General features: G+C 70.5%; 17 protein-coding genes. 15 read left to right on the top strand and 2 right to left on the bottom strand.

Features of this window, described 5'->3' with window-relative positions; genetic code table 11:
• From ACGFSB_RS21230 to ACGFSB_RS21165, 14 genes are read left to right on the top strand one after another with little or no spacing between them, the layout of a single operon-like run.
• On the top strand, nucleotides 1-1962 hold the full coding sequence (locus ACGFSB_RS21230) for an alginate lyase family protein (RefSeq protein WP_393401414.1): 1962 nt from the start codon (nucleotides 1-3) through the stop codon (nucleotides 1960-1962).
• An 8-nt stretch (nucleotides 1963-1970) separates the two neighbouring features.
• Nucleotides 1971-3500 carry a right-handed parallel beta-helix repeat-containing protein gene (locus tag ACGFSB_RS21225; protein ID WP_393401411.1) on the top strand — a complete coding sequence of 510 codons (1530 nt, stop codon included), beginning with the start codon at nucleotides 1971-1973 and terminating at the stop codon, nucleotides 3498-3500.
• 1 nt (nucleotide 3501) lies between these two features.
• Nucleotides 3502-4800: an O-antigen ligase family protein gene (locus ACGFSB_RS21220; protein ID WP_393401409.1), complete on the top strand. Its 1299-nt coding sequence runs from the start codon at nucleotides 3502-3504 to the stop codon at nucleotides 4798-4800.
• 8 nt (nucleotides 4801-4808) lie between these two features.
• Complete coding sequence (locus ACGFSB_RS21215; protein WP_393401406.1) at nucleotides 4809-6017, top strand: glycosyltransferase; 1209 nt, start codon at nucleotides 4809-4811, stop codon at nucleotides 6015-6017.
• Complete coding sequence (locus ACGFSB_RS21210; RefSeq protein WP_393401404.1) at nucleotides 6014-7264, top strand: methyltransferase domain-containing protein; 1251 nt, start codon at nucleotides 6014-6016, stop codon at nucleotides 7262-7264. The genes ACGFSB_RS21215 and ACGFSB_RS21210 overlap by 4 nt, the downstream gene beginning before the upstream one ends.
• A complete protein-coding gene (locus tag ACGFSB_RS21205; RefSeq protein WP_393401402.1) occupies nucleotides 7261-8055 on the top strand; it encodes a glucose-1-phosphate cytidylyltransferase in 795 nt (264 codons plus the stop codon). Before ACGFSB_RS21210 ends, ACGFSB_RS21205 begins: the two co-directional genes overlap by 4 nt.
• Nucleotides 8052-8714 carry a PIG-L deacetylase family protein gene (locus ACGFSB_RS21200; protein ID WP_393401400.1) on the top strand — a complete coding sequence of 221 codons (663 nt, stop codon included), beginning with the start codon at nucleotides 8052-8054 and terminating at the stop codon, nucleotides 8712-8714. Before ACGFSB_RS21205 ends, ACGFSB_RS21200 begins: the two co-directional genes overlap by 4 nt.
• A 3-nt stretch (nucleotides 8715-8717) precedes the next feature.
• Nucleotides 8718-9752, top strand: coding sequence for an NAD-dependent epimerase/dehydratase family protein (locus tag ACGFSB_RS21195; protein ID WP_393401398.1), 1035 nt, complete (start codon nucleotides 8718-8720; stop codon nucleotides 9750-9752).
• On the top strand, nucleotides 9749-11023 hold the full coding sequence (locus ACGFSB_RS21190; protein WP_393401395.1) for a DUF4910 domain-containing protein: 1275 nt from the start codon (nucleotides 9749-9751) through the stop codon (nucleotides 11021-11023). The genes ACGFSB_RS21195 and ACGFSB_RS21190 overlap by 4 nt, the downstream gene beginning before the upstream one ends.
• A gap of 5 nt (nucleotides 11024-11028) precedes the next feature.
• A complete protein-coding gene (locus ACGFSB_RS21185; protein WP_393401983.1) occupies nucleotides 11029-12318 on the top strand; it encodes a hypothetical protein in 1290 nt (429 codons plus the stop codon).
• Entirely contained in the window at nucleotides 12315-13265 is a 951-nt protein-coding gene (locus ACGFSB_RS21180; RefSeq protein WP_393401393.1) for a glycosyltransferase family 2 protein, read from the top strand. Before ACGFSB_RS21185 ends, ACGFSB_RS21180 begins: the two co-directional genes overlap by 4 nt.
• Entirely contained in the window at nucleotides 13262-14482 is a 1221-nt protein-coding gene (locus ACGFSB_RS21175) for a polysaccharide pyruvyl transferase family protein (RefSeq protein WP_393401391.1), read from the top strand. The genes ACGFSB_RS21180 and ACGFSB_RS21175 overlap by 4 nt, the downstream gene beginning before the upstream one ends.
• On the top strand, nucleotides 14479-15030 hold the full coding sequence (gene rfbC / locus ACGFSB_RS21170; protein WP_393401388.1) for a dTDP-4-dehydrorhamnose 3,5-epimerase: 552 nt from the start codon (nucleotides 14479-14481) through the stop codon (nucleotides 15028-15030). The genes ACGFSB_RS21175 and rfbC overlap by 4 nt, the downstream gene beginning before the upstream one ends.
• A 7-nt stretch (nucleotides 15031-15037) precedes the next feature.
• Nucleotides 15038-16363: a glutamate-1-semialdehyde 2,1-aminomutase gene (locus tag ACGFSB_RS21165; RefSeq protein ID WP_393401385.1), complete on the top strand. Its 1326-nt coding sequence runs from the start codon at nucleotides 15038-15040 to the stop codon at nucleotides 16361-16363.
• A 49-nt stretch (nucleotides 16364-16412) separates the two neighbouring features.
• On the opposite strand, the gene ACGFSB_RS21160 is transcribed toward ACGFSB_RS21165, so the two are convergent.
• Nucleotides 16413-17051, bottom strand: coding sequence for a phosphatase PAP2 family protein (locus tag ACGFSB_RS21160; RefSeq protein ID WP_393401382.1), 639 nt, complete (start codon nucleotides 17049-17051; stop codon nucleotides 16413-16415).
• Between the two features lie 165 nt (nucleotides 17052-17216).
• Here ACGFSB_RS21160 and ACGFSB_RS21155 point away from each other — a divergent pair, with 165 nt between their 5' ends.
• The gene (locus ACGFSB_RS21155) at nucleotides 17217-17705 is read left to right on the top strand and encodes a hypothetical protein (protein WP_393401380.1); all 489 of its coding nucleotides are present in this window, start codon (nucleotides 17217-17219) and stop codon (nucleotides 17703-17705) included.
• A 24-nt stretch (nucleotides 17706-17729) separates the two neighbouring features.
• Here ACGFSB_RS21155 and ACGFSB_RS21150 read toward each other — a convergent pair whose 3' ends face one another.
• Nucleotides 17730-18422 (bottom strand): DUF1775 domain-containing protein, encoded by a 693-nt coding sequence (locus ACGFSB_RS21150; RefSeq protein WP_393401377.1) that lies wholly within the window; start codon nucleotides 18420-18422, stop codon nucleotides 17730-17732.
• Between the last annotated feature and the right edge of the window lie 33 nt (nucleotides 18423-18455).

Below are 18455 nucleotides of genomic sequence, written 5' to 3'. Positions count from 1 at the left end.
ATGGGCACTACTCCGGGCTGGTACTTACGGCGGCTCTCCCGGATGGGACCGCGGGAGGTCGGCGGCCGGGCGGGGGACGCGGTACGCAGGCGGCAGTGGCGGCGGTCGGCGCCGCCCGACTGCCCGAGTGTGACCGGCGCCCGCTTCACCGCCGTACTGCCCGCCGGGACGATCGCCACGGTGTCACCGGACGCCGCGAAACGCCTCATCGCCGAGGCGGATCGCCTGATGGACGGGCACGCCGAGTATTTCGGGGTGGCCCGCGACGATCTGGCCGACCCGGACTGGTGGTACGACCCCAAGACCGGGCGCCGGGCTCCAGTGGGCTACGCCTTTGACGTGCCGTACCGCGACGAGGACGCGGTCGGCGACATCAAGCAGATCTGGGAGCTGTCCCGGCACCAGCACCTCACCGTGCTCGCCGCCGCCTACGCGATCACCGGGAACGAGCGGTACGCGGAGCGCGTGGCCGAGCACCTGCGGTCGTGGTGGGAGGTCAACCCGCCGCTGCGCGGCGTGCACTGGGTCAGCGGCATCGAGCTGGGGATCCGGCTGCTCTCCTGGGTGTGGATCCGCAGGCTGCTCGACGGCTGGCCGGGCGTGACCGGTCTTTTCGAGGACAACCCGGTGGCGCTGAACCAGATCTGGCACCACCAGCGCTGGCTGGCCGCTTTCCCCAGCCGGGGCTCTTCGGCGAACAACCACATCATCGCCGAGGCCGCGGGGCAGTTCGCGGCGGCCTGCGCGTTCGGCTGGTTCCCCGCCTCCGCGCGTTGGCGGGCCGACGCGCTGCGGTCCCTCGAACGGCACCTGAGAAGCAACACCTTCGGCTCCGGCCTCAACCGCGAGCTGGCCACCGAGTATCACGGCCTTGTGCTGGAACTCGGCCTGGCCGCGGTGGCCGAGGCCGATGCCGCGGGCGTGCCTGTCCCCGCGCCCGTCCGCCTTGTGCTGCTGCGGATGACCGACGCGCTCGCGGCCGTCGTGGACAACCGGTTGCGGCCGCCGCGCCAGGGGGACGCGGACGACGGGCACGGCCTGGTCGTGGACGGTGCGGGCACCGACCGCTGGGCCTCGCTCCTCGCCACTGGGGACGCCGTGTTCGGCCGGCTCGACTGGTGGCCCGCGGTGAGCGGCACCGATGTGCGCACCCCGCTCCTCGCCTCGCTCGTCCGGCCGTACGCGAAGAACGGAACCGCACCGGCCGTGATCCGCCCCGCGAGCCGACCGGACCACTTCGCCGATGCGGGCATGACCATCCTGCGTGGTCCGGGGGAGATCTGGTGCCGCTGTGACGGTGGCCCGCACGGCTTCCTGTCCATCGCCGCGCACGCCCACGCGGACGCACTGTCCGTGGAGGTCCGGCACGACGGGGTCGACGTGCTCGCCGACCCGGGGACGTTCTGCTACCACGGGCAGCCCGAGTGGCGGCAGTACTTCCGGTCGACCCTCGGCCACAACACCCTGCAACTGGACGGCAGTGACCAGTCCGTCTCCGGCGGCCCGTTCCTGTGGACCCGTCATGCCCGCAGCCGCGTCCTGGCAGCGGACACATCCGGCGCGAGTGTGGCCCGCTGGAGCGCCCAGCACGACGGCTACCAGCGCTCCGTGCACCGCCGCCGGGTGGAACTGACCGCCGCGGCTGCGGAGTTGCGCGTGATCGATGAGGTGCGTGGCCCGCGCCGGGACGTACGCCTCGCCTTCCACCTCGGTCCTGCGATCGCCGCGGACCTGGTGGGGAACCGGGCAGTGCTCACCTGGACCCGGGACGGCGAGGAGCGCTCCGCGGTCCTTGAGCTGCCCGGACAGCTGAGCTGGCGGGCGCATCGCGGTGAGAGTGACCCGCCGCTGGGCTGGTACTCCGCCGGATTCGGGCGCAAGGAACCCACCACCACGCTGGTCGGCACCTGCTTCGCCGACGGCGCACAGGGGTTCACCACCGTACTCAAGTTCCGCGGATAGGAGGACGCGTGGGGATCAAGTGGCGGAACTGGACGTTGCCGGTGGCGGCGCTCGCTCTACTGACGACCGGCTGCGTGAGCTCGTCGGGCGCCGAGGGGGAGCCGACCGCCCAGCCATCCACATCAGGGGCGGCCCGGTCCGTGGCCCGGGTGTGCGCGAAGCCAGCGGCCGGTCCGGAGAAGGCACCGGCGGGCGCGGTGACGGTCGACCCCAAGGTGGCCGGTGACCTGGCCGCGAAGACCAAGAGCAACCCACCGAAGACCACGTTCTGGCTCCGCCCCGGCAAGCACAGGCTCGATCCGGACCGCTACTCCCAGGTCATCCCCAAGAAGGGGAACCGCTATCTCGGCGCGCCGGGCGCGGTCCTCGACGGCCGGAAGACCAATCAGTACGCGTTCGGCGGCACCGCCCGCGACGTGACCATCCGCTACCTGACCGTGCAGCGTTTCGTGGCGCCGCCGGACGAGGGCGTGGTCAACCATGACTCGGCCGACGGGTGGGTGATCGAGCACGCGAAGATCCAGTACAACTCCGGCGCCGGGCTGATGGCTGGTGCCCGCCAGCAGGTCCGCGCCAGCTGCCTGCGCGACAACGGCCAGTACGGTATCAACGCGTACAAGTCCGGCGACTACCCCATCAGTGACCTGGTGGTCGAGGGCAACGAGATCGTGGGCAACAACACCGGTGACTGGGAGCGGAAGCGGAAGGGCTGCGGCTGCACCGGAGGCATCAAGTTCTGGGCCGTCAACGGTGCCGACGTGCGCGGCAATTGGGTGCACGACAACCGCGGAACCGGCCTGTGGGCGGACACCAACAACAACGACTTCCGCATCGAGAGCAACGTCATCGAGGCCAACGACGGGGCCGCGCTGATCTACGAGACCAGCTACAACGCGGTCATCCGGAAGAACACGATCCGGCGGAACAACTGGGTCGAGGGCCGCAGGTACGCCGAGCGCGGCGACAACTTCCCGTTCGGGACCATCTACTTGTCCGAGTCCGGCGGCGAACCACGGGTCAAAGCGCGCACGGACAAGATCGAGATCGACCGGAACGTACTGGAGAACAACTGGTCCGGGATCACCCTGTGGGAGAACGCCGACCGGTTCTGCAACAGCCCTGCCAACACCTCGTCCGGTGACTGCACGCTGCTGGTGAAGAACACCGACCGCTGCGCGCGCCCGAAGATCGCCACCGCGCCGCTCTACGCCGACTGCCGGTGGAAGACCCAGCGGGTGGCCATCCACAACAACCGCTTCGTACTGGACAAGTCCGTCGTCAAGTGCACGGCCAGGTGCGACCGCATGGCGGTGCTCGCCAACTACGGCACCTATCCGGACTGGTCGCCGTACAAGGGTGATCGGGTGGCTGACGCGATCACCCGCAAGCAGCACAACCGCTGGCACGACAACGTCTACATCGGATCGTGGAAGTTCGTCGCCCACGACCCGAGCCGGGTGCTCGACTTCGGGCAGTGGCAGGGCACGACGTACGAGCAGGACACGGGCAGCACCGTGAAGCCACGGGCCGGTGGTTGAGATGAGCCAGGACCTGTGGCGCGGTGTGCTGCCGGGCGGAGCGGATACGGCGGGCGCGCGGCCCGGCGTCGAACCGCGGCCCGCCGGCACACCGAAGAGCGTCGGGATCGTCTGGGGACTGCTGATCCTCAACACGCTCGGCTCCGCCGGGGCGAAGACGATCATTCCGCTGCCCCGCTCCCTCATCCAGCTCGTCACCATGGGCGCGCTGCTCGCCGCGTTCACGCTGGCGCTCGCGCTCAATCTCCGGCTGCGCATCCGGGCCAGCGCCTTCGTGCTCCTGCTGACCCTGCTGCTCGTGCCGAGCGTGATCTCCAGCCTGCAACTGGAGTCCGGGTACGGCGCGTTGTTCCGCTGCTCCCGCCTTGCTCTCTTCGCCGCCACGCTGTGGCTGCTCAGCCGCTGGTGGGACGGCAGCGAGACGTTCGTCAGGCACCACATCCGGATGTACTTCGCGGTGCTCGGATCGGTCGCGGCGGGCGCGGTCGTCTCACCGGGCGCGGCCATGCCCGAGACGTACGGCGGACGCCTCGTCGGGGCGTTGTGGCCGCTCACCCCGCCGCAGATCGGGCAGTACGCCGCAGTGATCATCGGGCTCACCGTGCTGCTCGTACTGGGCCGAAGGACCGACAAGGTCAGCGCGGCGGTGGTCATCGTGCCCTCGCTCATCCTGCTCGCGCTGACCCATACCCGGACGGCCACGCTCGGCCTGCTCATCGGCCTTGTGCTCGCGATCGGCTCGCTCGTCCTGACCAGCGCCGCCGCCCGCCGGTTCTTCACCTGGGCGGTGCTCATCACGGTGGTGGCCGCGGTGGGGTTCGCCCCCGCGCTCCGGGCGTGGTTCCTGCGCGGACAGAGCCAGGAGTACCTCACCAGTCTCACCGGCCGGGCCAAGGTCTGGGACGCCCTGCTCGCGGCGCCGCGGACGACCTCGGAGAAGTTGTTCGGCATGGGCCTGGGCGACAAGTCGTTCGGCGGGCTGCCGATCGACAACAGCTGGCTTGCCGTCTACCAGGAGCAGGGCTGGATCGGCATCACCCTCGTGGCGGCGATCATCGTCGTCCTGGCCGGCGTCGCGCTGCTGCGGCCACCGTCGCTTGCGAGGGCCTGCGCGATCTTCCTGATCAGCTACTGCGCGATCGCGTCGTACACCGAGGCCGGTCTCGGCGACGCCTCGCCGTATCTGCTGCATCTGGCCGTGGCCGCCTCACTCCTCGCGGCGCCTGCCGCGGCCACGCCCCCCGCGACGCCCGAAGCCCCTAAACGACGTGTCCCGCGATGGGCCAGGGAATGGAGGTGACCTCAAGCATGCACGTCCTCGTGGTGCACAACCGCTACAACTCGGCGCAGCCGAGCGGGGAGAACAAAGTCGTCGACCAGGAGGTGGCGCTGCTGCGCGCGGCAGGCCACCGGGTCGAGGTGTTCGAGCGGCGCAGCGACGACATCGGCGCCCGCTCCCTCCTCGCCAAGGCCGCGGTGCCGCTGCTCGTACCGTGGAACCCGGCGGTCCGCTCGGAGCTCGCCACCCGGCTCTGCACCTCGCGACCTGACGTGGTGCACGTGCACAACGTCTTCCCGCTCCTGTCGCCCGCGGTCCTCGCCGCCTGCGCCGACGCGGGGGTGCCCGCCGTCGCCACGCTGCACAACTACACGCAGGTCTGCCCGCCCGGCACGCTACAGCGGGACGGCCGGCCGTGCACCGAGTGCGTCGGCTCCGGACCGCTGCCCGCCGTCCGGCACGGCTGCTACCGGAACTCCCGCCTCGCGACGGTGCCGCTCGCGGTCAGCCTTCTCGTGAACCGGCGGCGGTGGTGGTCCGGCGTGGAGCGGTTCTTCTGCATCTCCGCGGCGCAGCGCGACGTCCTGGTGCGGGCCGGTATGCCGGCCGAACGCCTCGCGGTGAAGCACAACTTCGTGCCGGAACCGGACGCCCGTCGTACGGGCACAGGTGAGCATCTGCTCTATCTCGGCCGACTCGCGGAGGCCAAGGGCGTGCGGCTGCTCATGGCCGCGTGGGACGAGATCGCCGCGGACGGCGGTGTGGGCGTGCCGCTCGTCATCGCCGGTGCGGGGCCGCTGGAGCGAGAGGTGACCGCCTGGGCGGCGGGCCGGGACGACGTGCGATACGTCGGCCTGTACGACACGGCGCAGTGCCGGCAGGCCATCGCGCGGTCGGTCGCCGTGGTGGCTCCCTCGACGTGGCTCGAGGCGTTCGGCCTGGTGGCCGTGGAGGCGATGGCGGCCGGGGTCCCGGCCGTCGCCGCCGGTCACGGCGCCTTCGTCGAGCTCGTCGACGACAAGGTGACCGGGTTGCTGCACGAGCCGGGCGATTCCGCCTCGCTCGCGTCCTGCTTGCGCCGGATCACGGCCGAGCCGGAGCGCAACCGGGAGATGGGCCAGGCGGCCCGACGCCGTTACGAGCAGGGCTTCAGCCCGGCCGTCGGTCTCGAGCGCCTGGTGGATGGGTACCGATCCGCGATCGCGGGTCGGACGGAATCAATGGGGGGAAGCAGATGACACGATGCCGACTCTGCGGCTCGGCGGCGATGGCAAGCGTCGTCGACCTGGGGGCGACACCGCCGTGCGAGAGCTTTCTCGCCGCGGAGCAACTTGACCAACCGGAGCCGGCGTACCCGCTGCACCTGCGGGTCTGCACCGACTGCTGGCTCGCGCAGATCCCGCCGCTGATCACGCCGGAGGAGACGTTCAAGGAGTACGCGTACTTCTCCTCGTACTCCACCTCCTGGGTGGAGCACGCGCGTACGTTCGTCGACGGCGCCGTACAGCGTCTTGACCTCGGTGCCGATGCCTTCGTGGTCGAGGTCGCGAGCAACGACGGGTACCTGCTGAAGCACCTGGTGGACCGGGGGATCCGCTGCCTCGGCATCGAGCCGTCGGTGAACGTCGGTGCTGCGGCGCGCGATGCGGGTGTGCCCACACTCACGGAGTTCCTGTCACCGGACACCGGATCGGCCGTCCGCGCCGAACACGGCCCGGCGGACCTGGTCGTGGCCAACAACGTGTACGCGCACATCCCCGACGTGGTCGGGTTCACCCAGGGGCTGCGCGCCCTGGTCGCCGACGACGGCTGGGTCTCGATCGAGGTGCAGCACTTGCTGACCCTGATCGAGAAGAACCAGTACGACACGATCTACCACGAGCACTTCCAGTACTACACAGTGGCGTCCGCGATCCGCGCCCTCGCGAGCGGCGGACTCACCCTCGTGGACGTCGAGTTGCTGCCCACGCACGGCGGCTCCATCCGGCTGCTTGCCCGGCCGGCCGAGGTGGCAGGCGAGCCGAGCCGGCGTGTCACCGACGTCCTTGACCTGGAGAAGGCCGCCGGGCTCCAGGAGCTCTCCGGCTACACCGAGTTCTCCGCCCGGGTGGCCAAGGTGCGCAGGGACCTCCTGCGGTTCCTCATCACAGCGGCCGAGCGCGGCGAGACGGTCGTCGGCTACGGCGCCCCGGGCAAGGGCAACACCCTGCTCAACCACTGCGGCATCCGGCCCGACCTGCTGGCGTACACGGTCGACCGCAACCCCTACAAGCACGGCAGGTTCACCCCGGGCACCCGCATCCCGATCCTGTCGCCGGAGCAGATAGCCGCCGACCGACCGGACTATGTGCTCGTCCTGCCCTGGAACCTGCGGGACGAGCTGGTCGAGCAGCTGTCCTTCGTGCACGACTGGGGCGGCCGTCTTGTCTTTCCCATCCCGGAACTGAGCATTGTCGAGGGCATGTCTCGAAAGGTCACAGCATGAAGGTCGTACTGTTCTGCGGCGGATACGGGATGCGGATGCGCAGCGGCGCCGCAGACGACGTGCCCAAGCCGATGGCGATGGTCGGCCCGCGACCGCTGATCTGGCACGTCATGCGCTACTACGCGCACTTCGGGCACAAGGAGTTCATCCTGTGCCTCGGATACGGGGCTCACCACATCAAGAACTTCTTCCTCAACTACGAGGAGACGACGTCCAACGACTTCGTGCTGCGGGGCGGGCAGACCGAGTTGCTGTCCACCGACATCTCGGACTGGACGATCACGTTCGCGCAGACCGGCATCGAGTCACCGATCGGGGAGCGTCTTCGCCGGGTGCGCCACCACCTGGACGGCGACGAGATGTTCCTCGCCAATTACGCCGACGTACTCACCGACGCCCCGCTGCCTCAGATGATCGACCGGTTCGCCCGGCGTGACGCCGGTGCGTCGATGATGGTGGTGCCCCCGCAGTCCTCGTTCCACTGCGTGGACCTGGCCGAGGACGGCCTGGTGGGAGGCATCACCGCGGTGAGCGAACTGCCGCTGTGGGAGAACGGCGGCTACTTCGTGCTCCGCCAGGAGGTCTTCGACCACATCCCGGAGAACGGGGACCTGGTCGCCGACGGTTGCGCCCAACTGGCCAAGCAGGGGCGGTTGGTGGCGCACCAGCACCGCGGCTTCTGGAAGCCGACCGACACCGTCAAGGAGCGGGCCGCGCTCGACGACGCCTACGCACGCGGCGACCACCCCTGGGCCGTCTGGGAACGCGACAACGCCGGGGCGAACGCGTGATCCGGCTCGGGCCCGGCCGCCTCGACCGGATCGTCGCGGTGGGCGCGCACTGCGACGACATCGCCATCGGAGCGGGCGGCACGCTCCTCACGATGTGCCTCGCCCGGCCCGGTGTCCGCGTCGACGCCCTTGTGCTCTCCGGCGGTGGCAGCGAGCGGGAGCAGGAGGAGCAGGCCGCGCTCGCCGCCTTCTGTCCGGGCGCCGACCTGCGGCTCACCGTGCTCAAGCTGGCGGACGGCCGGATGCCGGCGCAGTGGGAGGAGGCCAAGGCCGCCGTCGAGGAACTGCGCGAGCGGACCGAGCCGGATCTGGTCCTCGCCCCGCGCACCGATGACGCGCACCAGGATCACCGCGGCCTGGCGCAGCTGGTCACCACCGCGTTCCGCGACCATCTCGTGCTGGGCTACGAGATCGTCAAATGGGACGGCGACCTCGGCCGTCCGGCGTCGTACCAGCCGCTGTCGCCGGAAACCGCCGAACAGAAGGTGCGGCTGCTGCAGGAGCACTACCCCTCGCAGCGGCACCGGCCCTGGTACGACCGGGAGGCCTTCCTCGGTCTTGCCCGGATCCGCGGCATCGAATGCCACGCGCGCTACGCCGAAGCGTTCGCCGTCACCAAACTCACGCTCGATCTCAGCACTTCCAACCTGGGGGAATGAACCTTGCGCGTACTGCTTACCGGACATCAGGGCTACCTGGGCACCGTGATGGCCCCGGTACTCACGGCCGCCGGGCACGAGGTCGTCGGTCTTGACGCCGGACTGTTCGCCGACTGCGTCCTCGGCCCGCCGCCCGCGGACCCGCCGGGGCATCAGGTCGACCTGCGCGACGTCACGGCCGAACACCTGGCAGGGGTGGACGCCGTGATCCACCTGGCCGCGCTGTCCAACGACCCGCTGGGGTCACTGGCGCCCGACCTCACCTACGACATCAACCACCACGCGTCCGTACGGCTTGCCCGGCTTGCCCACGACGCCGGAGTGCGGCGCTTCCTGTACGCGTCGACCTGCTCGGTCTACGGCGCCGCAGGCGGCGGTGACTCGGCGAACTTGGTGACCGAGGACGCCCCGCTGCGCCCGGTGACGCCGTACGCGGAGTCCAAGGTGCGCGTGGAGGACGACCTGCACGCACTGGCCGACGACGACTTCAGCCCGGTGTTCATGCGCAACGCCACCGCCTTCGGCTACTCACCGCGGCTGCGCGCCGACATCGTGCTGAACAACCTGGTCGGCCACGCGCTCCTGTCCGGCGAGGTGTTGGTGCTCTCCGACGGCACCCCCTGGCGCCCGCTGGTTCATGCCGCCGACATCGCACGGGCCTTCGCGGCGGCGCTGACCGCGCCACGGGAAGCGGTGCACGACCGGGCGTTCAACATCGGCAGCGAGATCAACAACGTCACGGTGGCCGAGATCGCCGAGCAGGTCGCCGAGGCGGTGTCCGGCTCGCATGTGGTGATCACGGGGGAGACCGGCGCCGATCCGCGGTCCTACCGGGTGGACTTCTCCCGGTTCCGCGCCGCGATACCCGGCTTCGACTGCGAGTGGACGGTCAAGCGGGGCGCGCTCGAACTCGCCGACGCGTACCGGAAGTACGGCCTGACCCAGGAGGACTTCGAGCGGCGCTTCACCCGCCTTGCCGTGCTGCGCGCGGCATCCGAGGCCGGCACGGTCGACGACACCCTGCGGTGGCGCCGATGACCGCGTCCGGGGAGGAGATGCACGCCCTGGTGAAGCGGCTCTACCCGCTGTGCCGGAGCATCACGGGCGACGGTGTGCGCGCCACCCTGGAGATCGTCGGCGAGTACGTTCCGCTACAGGTGCACGAAGTGCCGACCGGGACGCAAGTGCTCGACTGGACGGTGCCGCAGGAGTGGAACATCCGGGACGCGTACATCGCCGACACCGCGGGCAACCGGGTCGTCGACTTCGCGGCGTCCAGCCTGCACGTGCTCGGCTACAGCGTGCCGGTGTCGCGGACCATGCCGCTGGCCGAGCTGCGCGAACACCTGCACACCCTGCCGGACCACCCGACCTGGGTGCCGTACCGCACCAGCTACTACAAGCCGGAGTGGGGTTTCTGCCTGGCCCAGGAGACCTTGGACGCGCTTCCGGACGGCGATTACGAGGTGCGTGTCGACTCCACACTCGACGACGGCCACCTCACGTACGCCGAACACGTCGTCCCCGGGCAGGTCCCCGACGAGGTGATCGTCTCCTGCCACGTCTGCCACCCGTCACTGGCCAACGACAACCTGGCCGGCATCGCGGTGGCGACGTTCCTGGCCCGGACGCTGGCGGAGCAGACGCCGTACTACACCTACCGGTTCATCTTCGCGCCCGGCACCGTCGGGGCCATCACCTGGCTGGCCCGCAACAAGGAGCGGATCGAGCAAGTCAAGCATGGGCTTGTGCTGGCCTGTGCCGGTGATCGGGGCCAACTGACGTACAAGCAGAGCAGGCGCGGCGACGCGGAGATCGACCGGGTGATGCGGCATGTGCTGACCGCGTCCGAACGCCCGCACCGCGTCGCCGAGTTCACCCCGTACGGCTACGACGAGCGGCAGTTCTGCTCACCCGGATTCAATCTCGGCGTGGGCTCGCTCAGCCGGACCCCGTACGCGGGCTACCCCGAGTACCACACCTCCGCGGACAACCCGGACTTCGTCACCCCGGAGGCGATGGCGGACACCCTCGCCGTCTGCCGCGAGGCATTCGCCGTGCTCGACCGTAACCGGCGCTACCTCAACCTCAGCCCGTACGGCGAACCACAGCTGGGCCGACGCGGGTTGTACGAATCGCTCGGCGGCCGCAGCGACGCGAAGGAGGCCCAGCTGGCCATGCTCTGGGTGCTCAGCCTCTCCGACGGCGAGCACAGTCTGCTCGATGCCGCCGAGCGGTCCGGGCTGCCGTTCGGCGCAGTCGCCGACGCGGCCGACGCCCTGGGCGCCGCCGGGCTGATCAAGGCATGACGCCGATGACCACCGAGGGGGCGAAGACGACGAGAGCGGGCGGGTCGGCCAAGCGCGCTCTCGTCGGGCGGCTGTCCTGGGGGCTGGCCGACCAGGCGGCCTCCAGCATCTCCAACTTCGTGGTGGGCATCTACGTGGCCCGCTCGCTGGGGGTGATCGCGTTCGGGGTGTTCAGCCTTGCCTGGGTGACCTACGGCGTGGTGCTCAACGTCTCCCGCGGTCTTGCCACCGACCCGCTCGTGGTGCGCTTCAGCGGTGCGTCGGACGCGTCCTGGCGCGGGGCGGTGGCGCGGGCATCGGGTACCTCGCTCGGCGTCGGTACCGTCATCGGCGCGGTGTGCCTGGTGGTCGGGCTCGCTCTCGGCGGCCGCGTGGGGCCCGCGTTCGCCTGCCTCGGCGTCGTACTGCCGGGGCTGCTCCTTCAGGATGCCTGGCGGTTCGCGTTCTTCGCCGCCGGTGCCGGGCGGAAGGCGTTCGTCAACGACCTCGTGTGGGGCGTCGCGCTCGCCCCGGCCCTGCTGGTGGCGGCCCGCGTGGGCAGCGTGGCCGCCTTCGTGCTCGCCTGGGGCGCGTCCGCCGCGGTGGCCGCCGCGTACGGCTGTCTCCAGTCCGGCATCCGCCCCCAAGTGACCCGAGCCCGCGGGTGGCTGCGCGAGCAGCGCGATCTCGGCTCCCGTTACCTGGTCGAGAACGTCAGCCTCAGCGGCGCGAGTCAGCTGCGGGCGTACGGACTCGGCGCGATCGTCGGAGTCGGCGCGGTGGGCGCGGTCCGGGGCGCCGAGCTCCTCCTCGGCCCGTTCCTCGCCGTGCTGATGGGCCTTTCGCTGGTCACCGTCCCCGAGGCGGCACGGGTACTGCGGCAGGCACCGCACCGCCTCGGCAAGTTCTGCCTCCTGCTCGGCGGCGGGCAGGCCGCCGCCGCGCTGCTCTGGGGCGGGGCGCTGCTGCTGATGCCGGACCGGCTCGGCGAATTCGTGCTCGGCGACGTCTGGCACTCCGCCGCCGAGCTCATCGTGCCGGTCACCCTCGCCGTCGCGGGCGCGGGCCTCGGCACCGGCGCGGCGGCCGGGCTGCGCGCGCTCGCCGCGGCCCGGCGCAGCCTGCGCTGCCAACTGTTCGCCTCCACCTGCTACGTCAGCGGTGGGCTCGGCGGAGCGGCCGTGGCCGGCACGGTCGGCTCGGCCTGGGGAGTCGCTGCCGCGACGCTGAGCGGCTCGGCCGTGTGGTGGCTGCAGCTGCGGTCCGCCCTGCGCGAGCGCCCCCACAACTCCGTTCCCGAAGTGAGGACTTCATGACCGCCGACCGACCCAGGCTGAGTATCGGCCTGCCCGTGTACAACGGCGAGGAGTACCTCGCCGAGTCGCTCGACGCTCTGCTCGGCCAGACGTACGAGGACTTCGAGCTTGTCATCTCCGACAATGCCTCGACCGACAAGACCCAGGACATCTGCCGCCAGTACGCCGCGCGGGACTCGCGCATCCGCTACGTCCGGCTGCTCCGGAACATCGGCGCCGCGCCGAACCACAACTATGTGTTCACCCAGTGCCAGGGCGAGCTCTTCAAGTGGGCCTCGCACGACGACCTGTACGCCCGCGACCTGCTCCGGCGCTGCGTGTCGGCGCTCGACGAGCGGCCGGATGTGGTCCTCGCGCACTCCGGCCAGGCGGTCATCGACGGCAAAGGACAGGTGAAAGTCCCGTACGAGTACGGGATCGCCACCGACTCGCCGCACGCGCCCGAGCGCTTCCGCAGTTTCCTGTTCGAGCCGGGCGGCGACGACTTCTACGGCGTGCTGAGGGCCGATGTGCTGCGCAGGGTGAAGCCGCACGACAGCTACCACCACGCGGACCGCGCGTTCGTCGCCGAGATCGTCCTGCACGGGCCCTTCCACCAGGTGCCCGAGCTGCTGTACTTCCGCCGCGACCACCCCACCCGTGCCGAGCGGGCGAACCCCTCCAAGCGCTCCCGGAGCGTCAACCTGGACCCGCGCCGGGCGGGCCTGCTGCACCCGACGCCCCGGCTGCTCGCCGAGTACGTCTGGGGCTTCGCCTCGGCGATCCGGCGGGCGCCGCTGTCCGCTGCCGACCGGCGCGCGTGCTACCGCCACCTGGCCGCATGGATGACAAGCCGGGTCCGTCCCGGCGCCGGGGAGCGGGTCGAGGACCGTGCCCCGGTCGACCCGGCCCTGCTCACCGTCTCCGTCGACGCGCTCGTCGCGGGCCGTGAAGGGCGGCAAGCATGACGTCCGCGGGTGAAACTCCGGTACATGTCGGGGTGTTCGGCCTGCTGGGCTCCGGCAACCTCGGCAACGACGGGTCGCTCGAGGCCGTACTCGGGTACCTCCGCGCCGAGCACCCGGAGGCGGTCGTGGACGCGCTGTGCGGCGGGCCCGAGGCCGTCGCGACCCGGTACCGGATCCCCGCGACCCGGCTGCACTGGTACCGCGGGGAGTACCGGACCGCGTCACGTGCGGGCGCGATCGCCGGGAAGGGGCTCGGCAAACTCGTCGACGCCTTCCGCACCGCTGCCTGGGTGCGCAGGCACGACGTGGTGATCGTGCCCGGCATGGGCGTTCTGGAGGCCACGCTGCCACTGCGGCCATGGGGCTTCCCGTACTCCCTGTTCCTGCTCTGCGCGAGTGGCCGACTGCTCGGCACCCGGGTAGCGCTGGTCGGTGTCGGCGCCGCCGCTATCGCCGACCGGCCGACCCGGGCCCTGGTGCGCTGGTCGGCGCGGCTCGCCAAGTACCGCTCGTACCGGGACGCCCAGTCCCGCGACGCGATGCGGGCGATGGGCGTGGACACCACGCGCGACGAGGTCTACCCGGACCTCGCCTTCGCCCTGCCGGTGCCGCCGTCCGGCCCGTCCGGCCAGGTCTGCGTAGGCGTCATGGACTTCCACGGCGGCAACGACGACCGCGCCCGCGCCGACGAGATCCACCGGCGCTACCTCGAAGGGACCACCCGCTTCGTCCGCGCGCTGGCCGAGGAGGGCAGGCCGGTCCGGCTGCTCACCGGCGACGACTGCGATACGACGGTGGTCGCCGCGATCCTCGACGCGGTGGACTCACCACTGGTCACCGCCGCCGAGACGTCCTCACTGGCCGACCTGATGAAGGAGACGGCGGCTGCCGACACCGTGGTGGCGACCCGGTACCACAACCTGATCTGCGCCCTGAAGACCGGTACACCGACCCTCGCCCTCAGCTATGCGGCGAAGAGCGACGCGCTCATGGCCCAGATGGGCCTTGCCACGTACTGCCACCCGGCCCGCGAGATCGACCATGACCGACTGCTCGGGCAGTTCCGGTCCCTGGAGAAGCACTCGGCAGAGCTGCGGCAGACCCTCGCCGAACGGAACAGGGCCGCCGCGCAGCAACTCACCCACCAGTTCACCGCCTTGACCACGGCCTTGTTCCCGGCGACCTACCAGGCCCACCCGTATCAGGAGACTCCATGAAAGCGACCGAAGTCCCCGCGATCGACGGGGCGTTCCTGTTTGAGCCGACGCCGTACGCCGACGAACGCGGCTTCTTCTGCCGCACCTTCGACGCCGACGTGGTCCGCTCGGTGGGCCTTGACCCGGACGCCTTCATCCAGGACAGCCTGTCCCGCTCGGCCCGTGGGGTGCTGCGCGGCCTGCACCTGCGCTCCGGAGCGGGCGAGGCCAAGCTCGTGCGGTGCTCGTACGGGAAGATCTTCGACGTCGTCGTGGATCTGCGGACGGACTCGCCGACGTACCGCGACCGGGCCTTCTTCGAACTGTCCGACGAGACGCAAGTGACCCTCTACATCCCGGCGGGATGCGCGCACGGCTTCCAGGCGCTGACCGAAACCGCGGACATCTCGTACCGGATCGACCGCGCGCACGATCCGGCCGAGGACGTGACGATCGCCTTCGACGACCCGGAGCTCGCCATTCCCTGGCCGCTGCCGGTCACCTCGATGTCCCAGCGGGACCGGGAGGCACCAAGCCTCGCCGAGGCCCTGAAGCAGAAGGAGAGCTGAAGTCAGCGTGACCACCGAAGAGTTCCAACTGCCCAGGTCGCGACTGGCGAACGAGCGGCTGCACGCCATGATCCCCGGGGGCGCGCACACCTACGCCAAGGGCGACGACCAGTACCCCGAGAACCTGGCCCCGGTCATCAGCCACGGCCGCGGTGCCCACGTGTGGGACATCGACGGCAACCGCTACATCGAGTACGGGTCAGGGCTGCGGTCGGTCAGCCTCGGCCACGCCCACCCACGCGTGATCGAGGCCGTGCGACGGGAACTCGACCGCGGCAGCAACTTCGTCAGGCCGTCCATCGTGGAGGTCGGGGCCGCGGAACGCTTCCTGGCCACCGTGCCGACCGCCGAGATGGTCAAGTTCGCCAAGAACGGCTCCGACGTCACCACCGCCGCCGTGCGCCTCGCCCGCGCCGCCACCGGGCGCCCACGGGTGGCCATCTGCGGCGACCACCCGTTCTTCTCCGTGGATGACTGGTTCATCGGCACCACGCCGATGCCCGCAGGCATCCCGGCGACGACCACCGAGCTCACCGTCTCCTTCCCTTACGGCGACCTGGCCGCCACGGAGGAACTCCTCACTCGCTACCAGGACGAGGTCGCCTGCCTGATCCTCGAACCGGCCTCCCACACCGAACCGCCGCGCGGTTATCTCGCAGGCCTACGCGAACTGGCCGACCGGCACGGCTGCGTACTGATCTTCGACGAGATGATCACCGGCCTCCGCTGGTCCGAGGCGGGCGCCCAGGGCCTGTACGGCGTCGTCCCCGACCTCTCCACGTTCGGCAAGGCGCTGGGCAACGGGTTCGCCGTCTCCGCCCTTGCCGGGCGCCGCGAGCTCATGGAGCGGGGCGGCCTTCGCCACTCCGGCGAGCGAGTGTTCCTGCTGTCCACCACGCACGGTGCGGAAACGCACTCCCTGGCAGCCGCGATGGCCGTGCAGACCACCTACGTCGAGGAGGGCATCACCGCGCGACTGCACGCCCTCGGAGAGCGGTTGGCCGCCGGAGTCCGCGATGCCGCGGCCGGAATGGGCGTCGGCGAGAACATCGTCGTACGGGGCCGGGCCAGCAACCTGGTCTTCGCCACCCTCGACGAGAACGGGCAGCCGTCGCAGCAGTACCGCACCCTGTTCCTGCGCCAGCTCATCGCGGGCGGGGTGCTCGCCCCGTCGTTCGTGGTGAGCAGCGCGCTCGAAGACGCCGACATCGACCGCACCATCGAAGTGGTGGCCCAGGCATGTGCGGTGTACCGGAAGGCACTTGACGCCACTGACCCCAGGCCCTGGATGGCCGGGCAGCCGGTGAAGCCCGTGTTCCGCCGCTTGGCGTGATGTGGGTGATGTGGGTGATGCGATGTGCTTGACATGACATGACATGGCGTCAGCGGCGCTCCCGCCGACTGGAATCCGCTATCCGATCGACGAGCCACGCGGTCGCAGGTATCACCGCGAGCGCGGTGCACCAGCCGCCGAGGACGTCGGTCGGATAGTGCGCGCCCAGAGCGACCTGCGCCCACCCCATGGCGGCACCGGCGACGAGAGCCGCGGCGAGCACGAGTGACGTACCGGCCGTCCTGCCGAGGCCGAGCCGGCCGGTCACGAGCAGCGCCACCATGAGGGCGAGCGCGGTGACGAAGGCGGTGTGCCCGCTCGGGTAGGACAGGTTGTCGTCGCCGTGGATGGTGCGTCCCACAAGGGACTTGATCAGCGTCCCCGTCCCCACGGTCATGGCGACTCCGGCGACGACGAGCACCGCCGCGCGAGGACACCGAAGCAACAGGCAGCCCGCCACGATGGCGACAACCAGCATCACCGCTCCGGCGGGCTCTCCCAAGAAATCCGCGGCCAGAGCCACGCGCCGCCACGGCGGCCGCACGCTGTCCGCCGTCGGCTTGATGATCCACCTGTCCACCCTGCCGGGCTCGCTGTGGCCGGCGTACAGGACCCCGAGCGCGACGACGACCAGTGTGGCGAGCGCCGCGATCGACCCGAGCCACGCGCGCAGCGACGGGGGCAGCATGAATCAGCACCCTTCCCTCTCCCCTGCTCCAGCACCGTTGGCCTCATGTTAGCGATCCGTTGGCTGCCCCTGATGGGATCGATACATCGAGCCCGGCCCCGCCGGTACTCGCGTGAAACGCGTGATGCGGGGGACCGCATCACCACGACTACGGGGGCACATCTGATGTCGCGTCAGCGCAAATATGTCACCACCACACTGGTATCCCTTTCGCTGGTTGCCGGAGGGGCACTGGTCACCGCGCCCCAGGCGCAGGCCAGCGGCGTGCACGGACTGCGGTGTGGAAAGGAATGGCTGAAGGAACTCGACACGTCCGGTGAGAACATCGACATCGAGTACGCGAACTGCATCGGCTGGACCAAGACGAGGTTCCGCGCCGAAGGCTACGGCCGCGTCCTGGACGGCGGCGGCTCCCGGAAGGTCGACGCCTTCATCGTGGAGATGCGTGTGGACCGGGGGAACGTCACGATCCAACGCAGCCGGTGCAACTTCACCAAGGCGATCAACACCCACGACGGCGTCAACACCGACTGCAACAGCAAGGCTGTCATCGGGCGCAAGGGCCTGACCGGCGACAGCCGCATCTACATCGACCTGGACTCGGACGGCCGGGGCGGCAAGTGGTACAACCTCGCGGGCTCCGGCCGTGCCTGACCGAAGCCGAGGCGGGCCCAGCCGTCATGCGCGTGATGCTCCGCTGTTCCCGCGTCGTCGGAACAGGACGGCGACGAGCGCGGCGACCGCGACGCCTCCCGCGCCGATCGCCGCCCACCGGCCGGCGGACGGCGCGGGAGCGGTGTGGCTCCCTGTTGGCTGCGGAGAGTCCTCGGCAGCGGTGGGCGACGGACTGGCATCGGGGTCGACGACGAGCACGGGTGCGGGGAACTCTGGTTCCTCGGCGCCGGTCTTCGCCTGATTCCATGCCGCGATGGTGCCGTCGGAGTAGGTCTGCTCCGTGTCGAACGTCAAGGAATGCCGGTCCGGTACGGGGCCGACCTTCACCTTGAACGTCCTGCTTGCGGCCGGCTTGATCTCGTGGCCCGGCTCTGCCGTCCAGACCACGCGGGTGCCCTGGCCCGCGGACCGGGAGACGGTCCGCTCCGTCCATCCGTCGAGTGCGGGCACGGCAGTGACCGAGAGGCCGCTCGGGACGGCGACGGCGATGCGGACCGTGGTGGCGTCGGCCAGCTCACTGGGGACGCGGAACTGGAGAGTCGCGGGTTCTCCGGGGATGACATCACCGATGACCCGGACATGGGCCGCGGCGGACCCGGCGCAGAGCAGGACTGCTCCCGCCGCACCGGCGACGGCGGTGGTCAGAGTGGTCAGAGTCGTCGAAGGGGAGATGTGCCATCGAGAGCGACGGGGCATGGGAATGTCCTCGCAGTCGTGAGTCGGGTGAGT

It is taken from the genome of Streptomyces sp. NPDC048441 (assembly GCF_043200235.1).
GTDB lineage: Bacteria > Actinomycetota > Actinomycetes > Streptomycetales > Streptomycetaceae > Streptomyces.
This window is presented reverse-complemented; position numbering and strand designations above follow the sequence as displayed.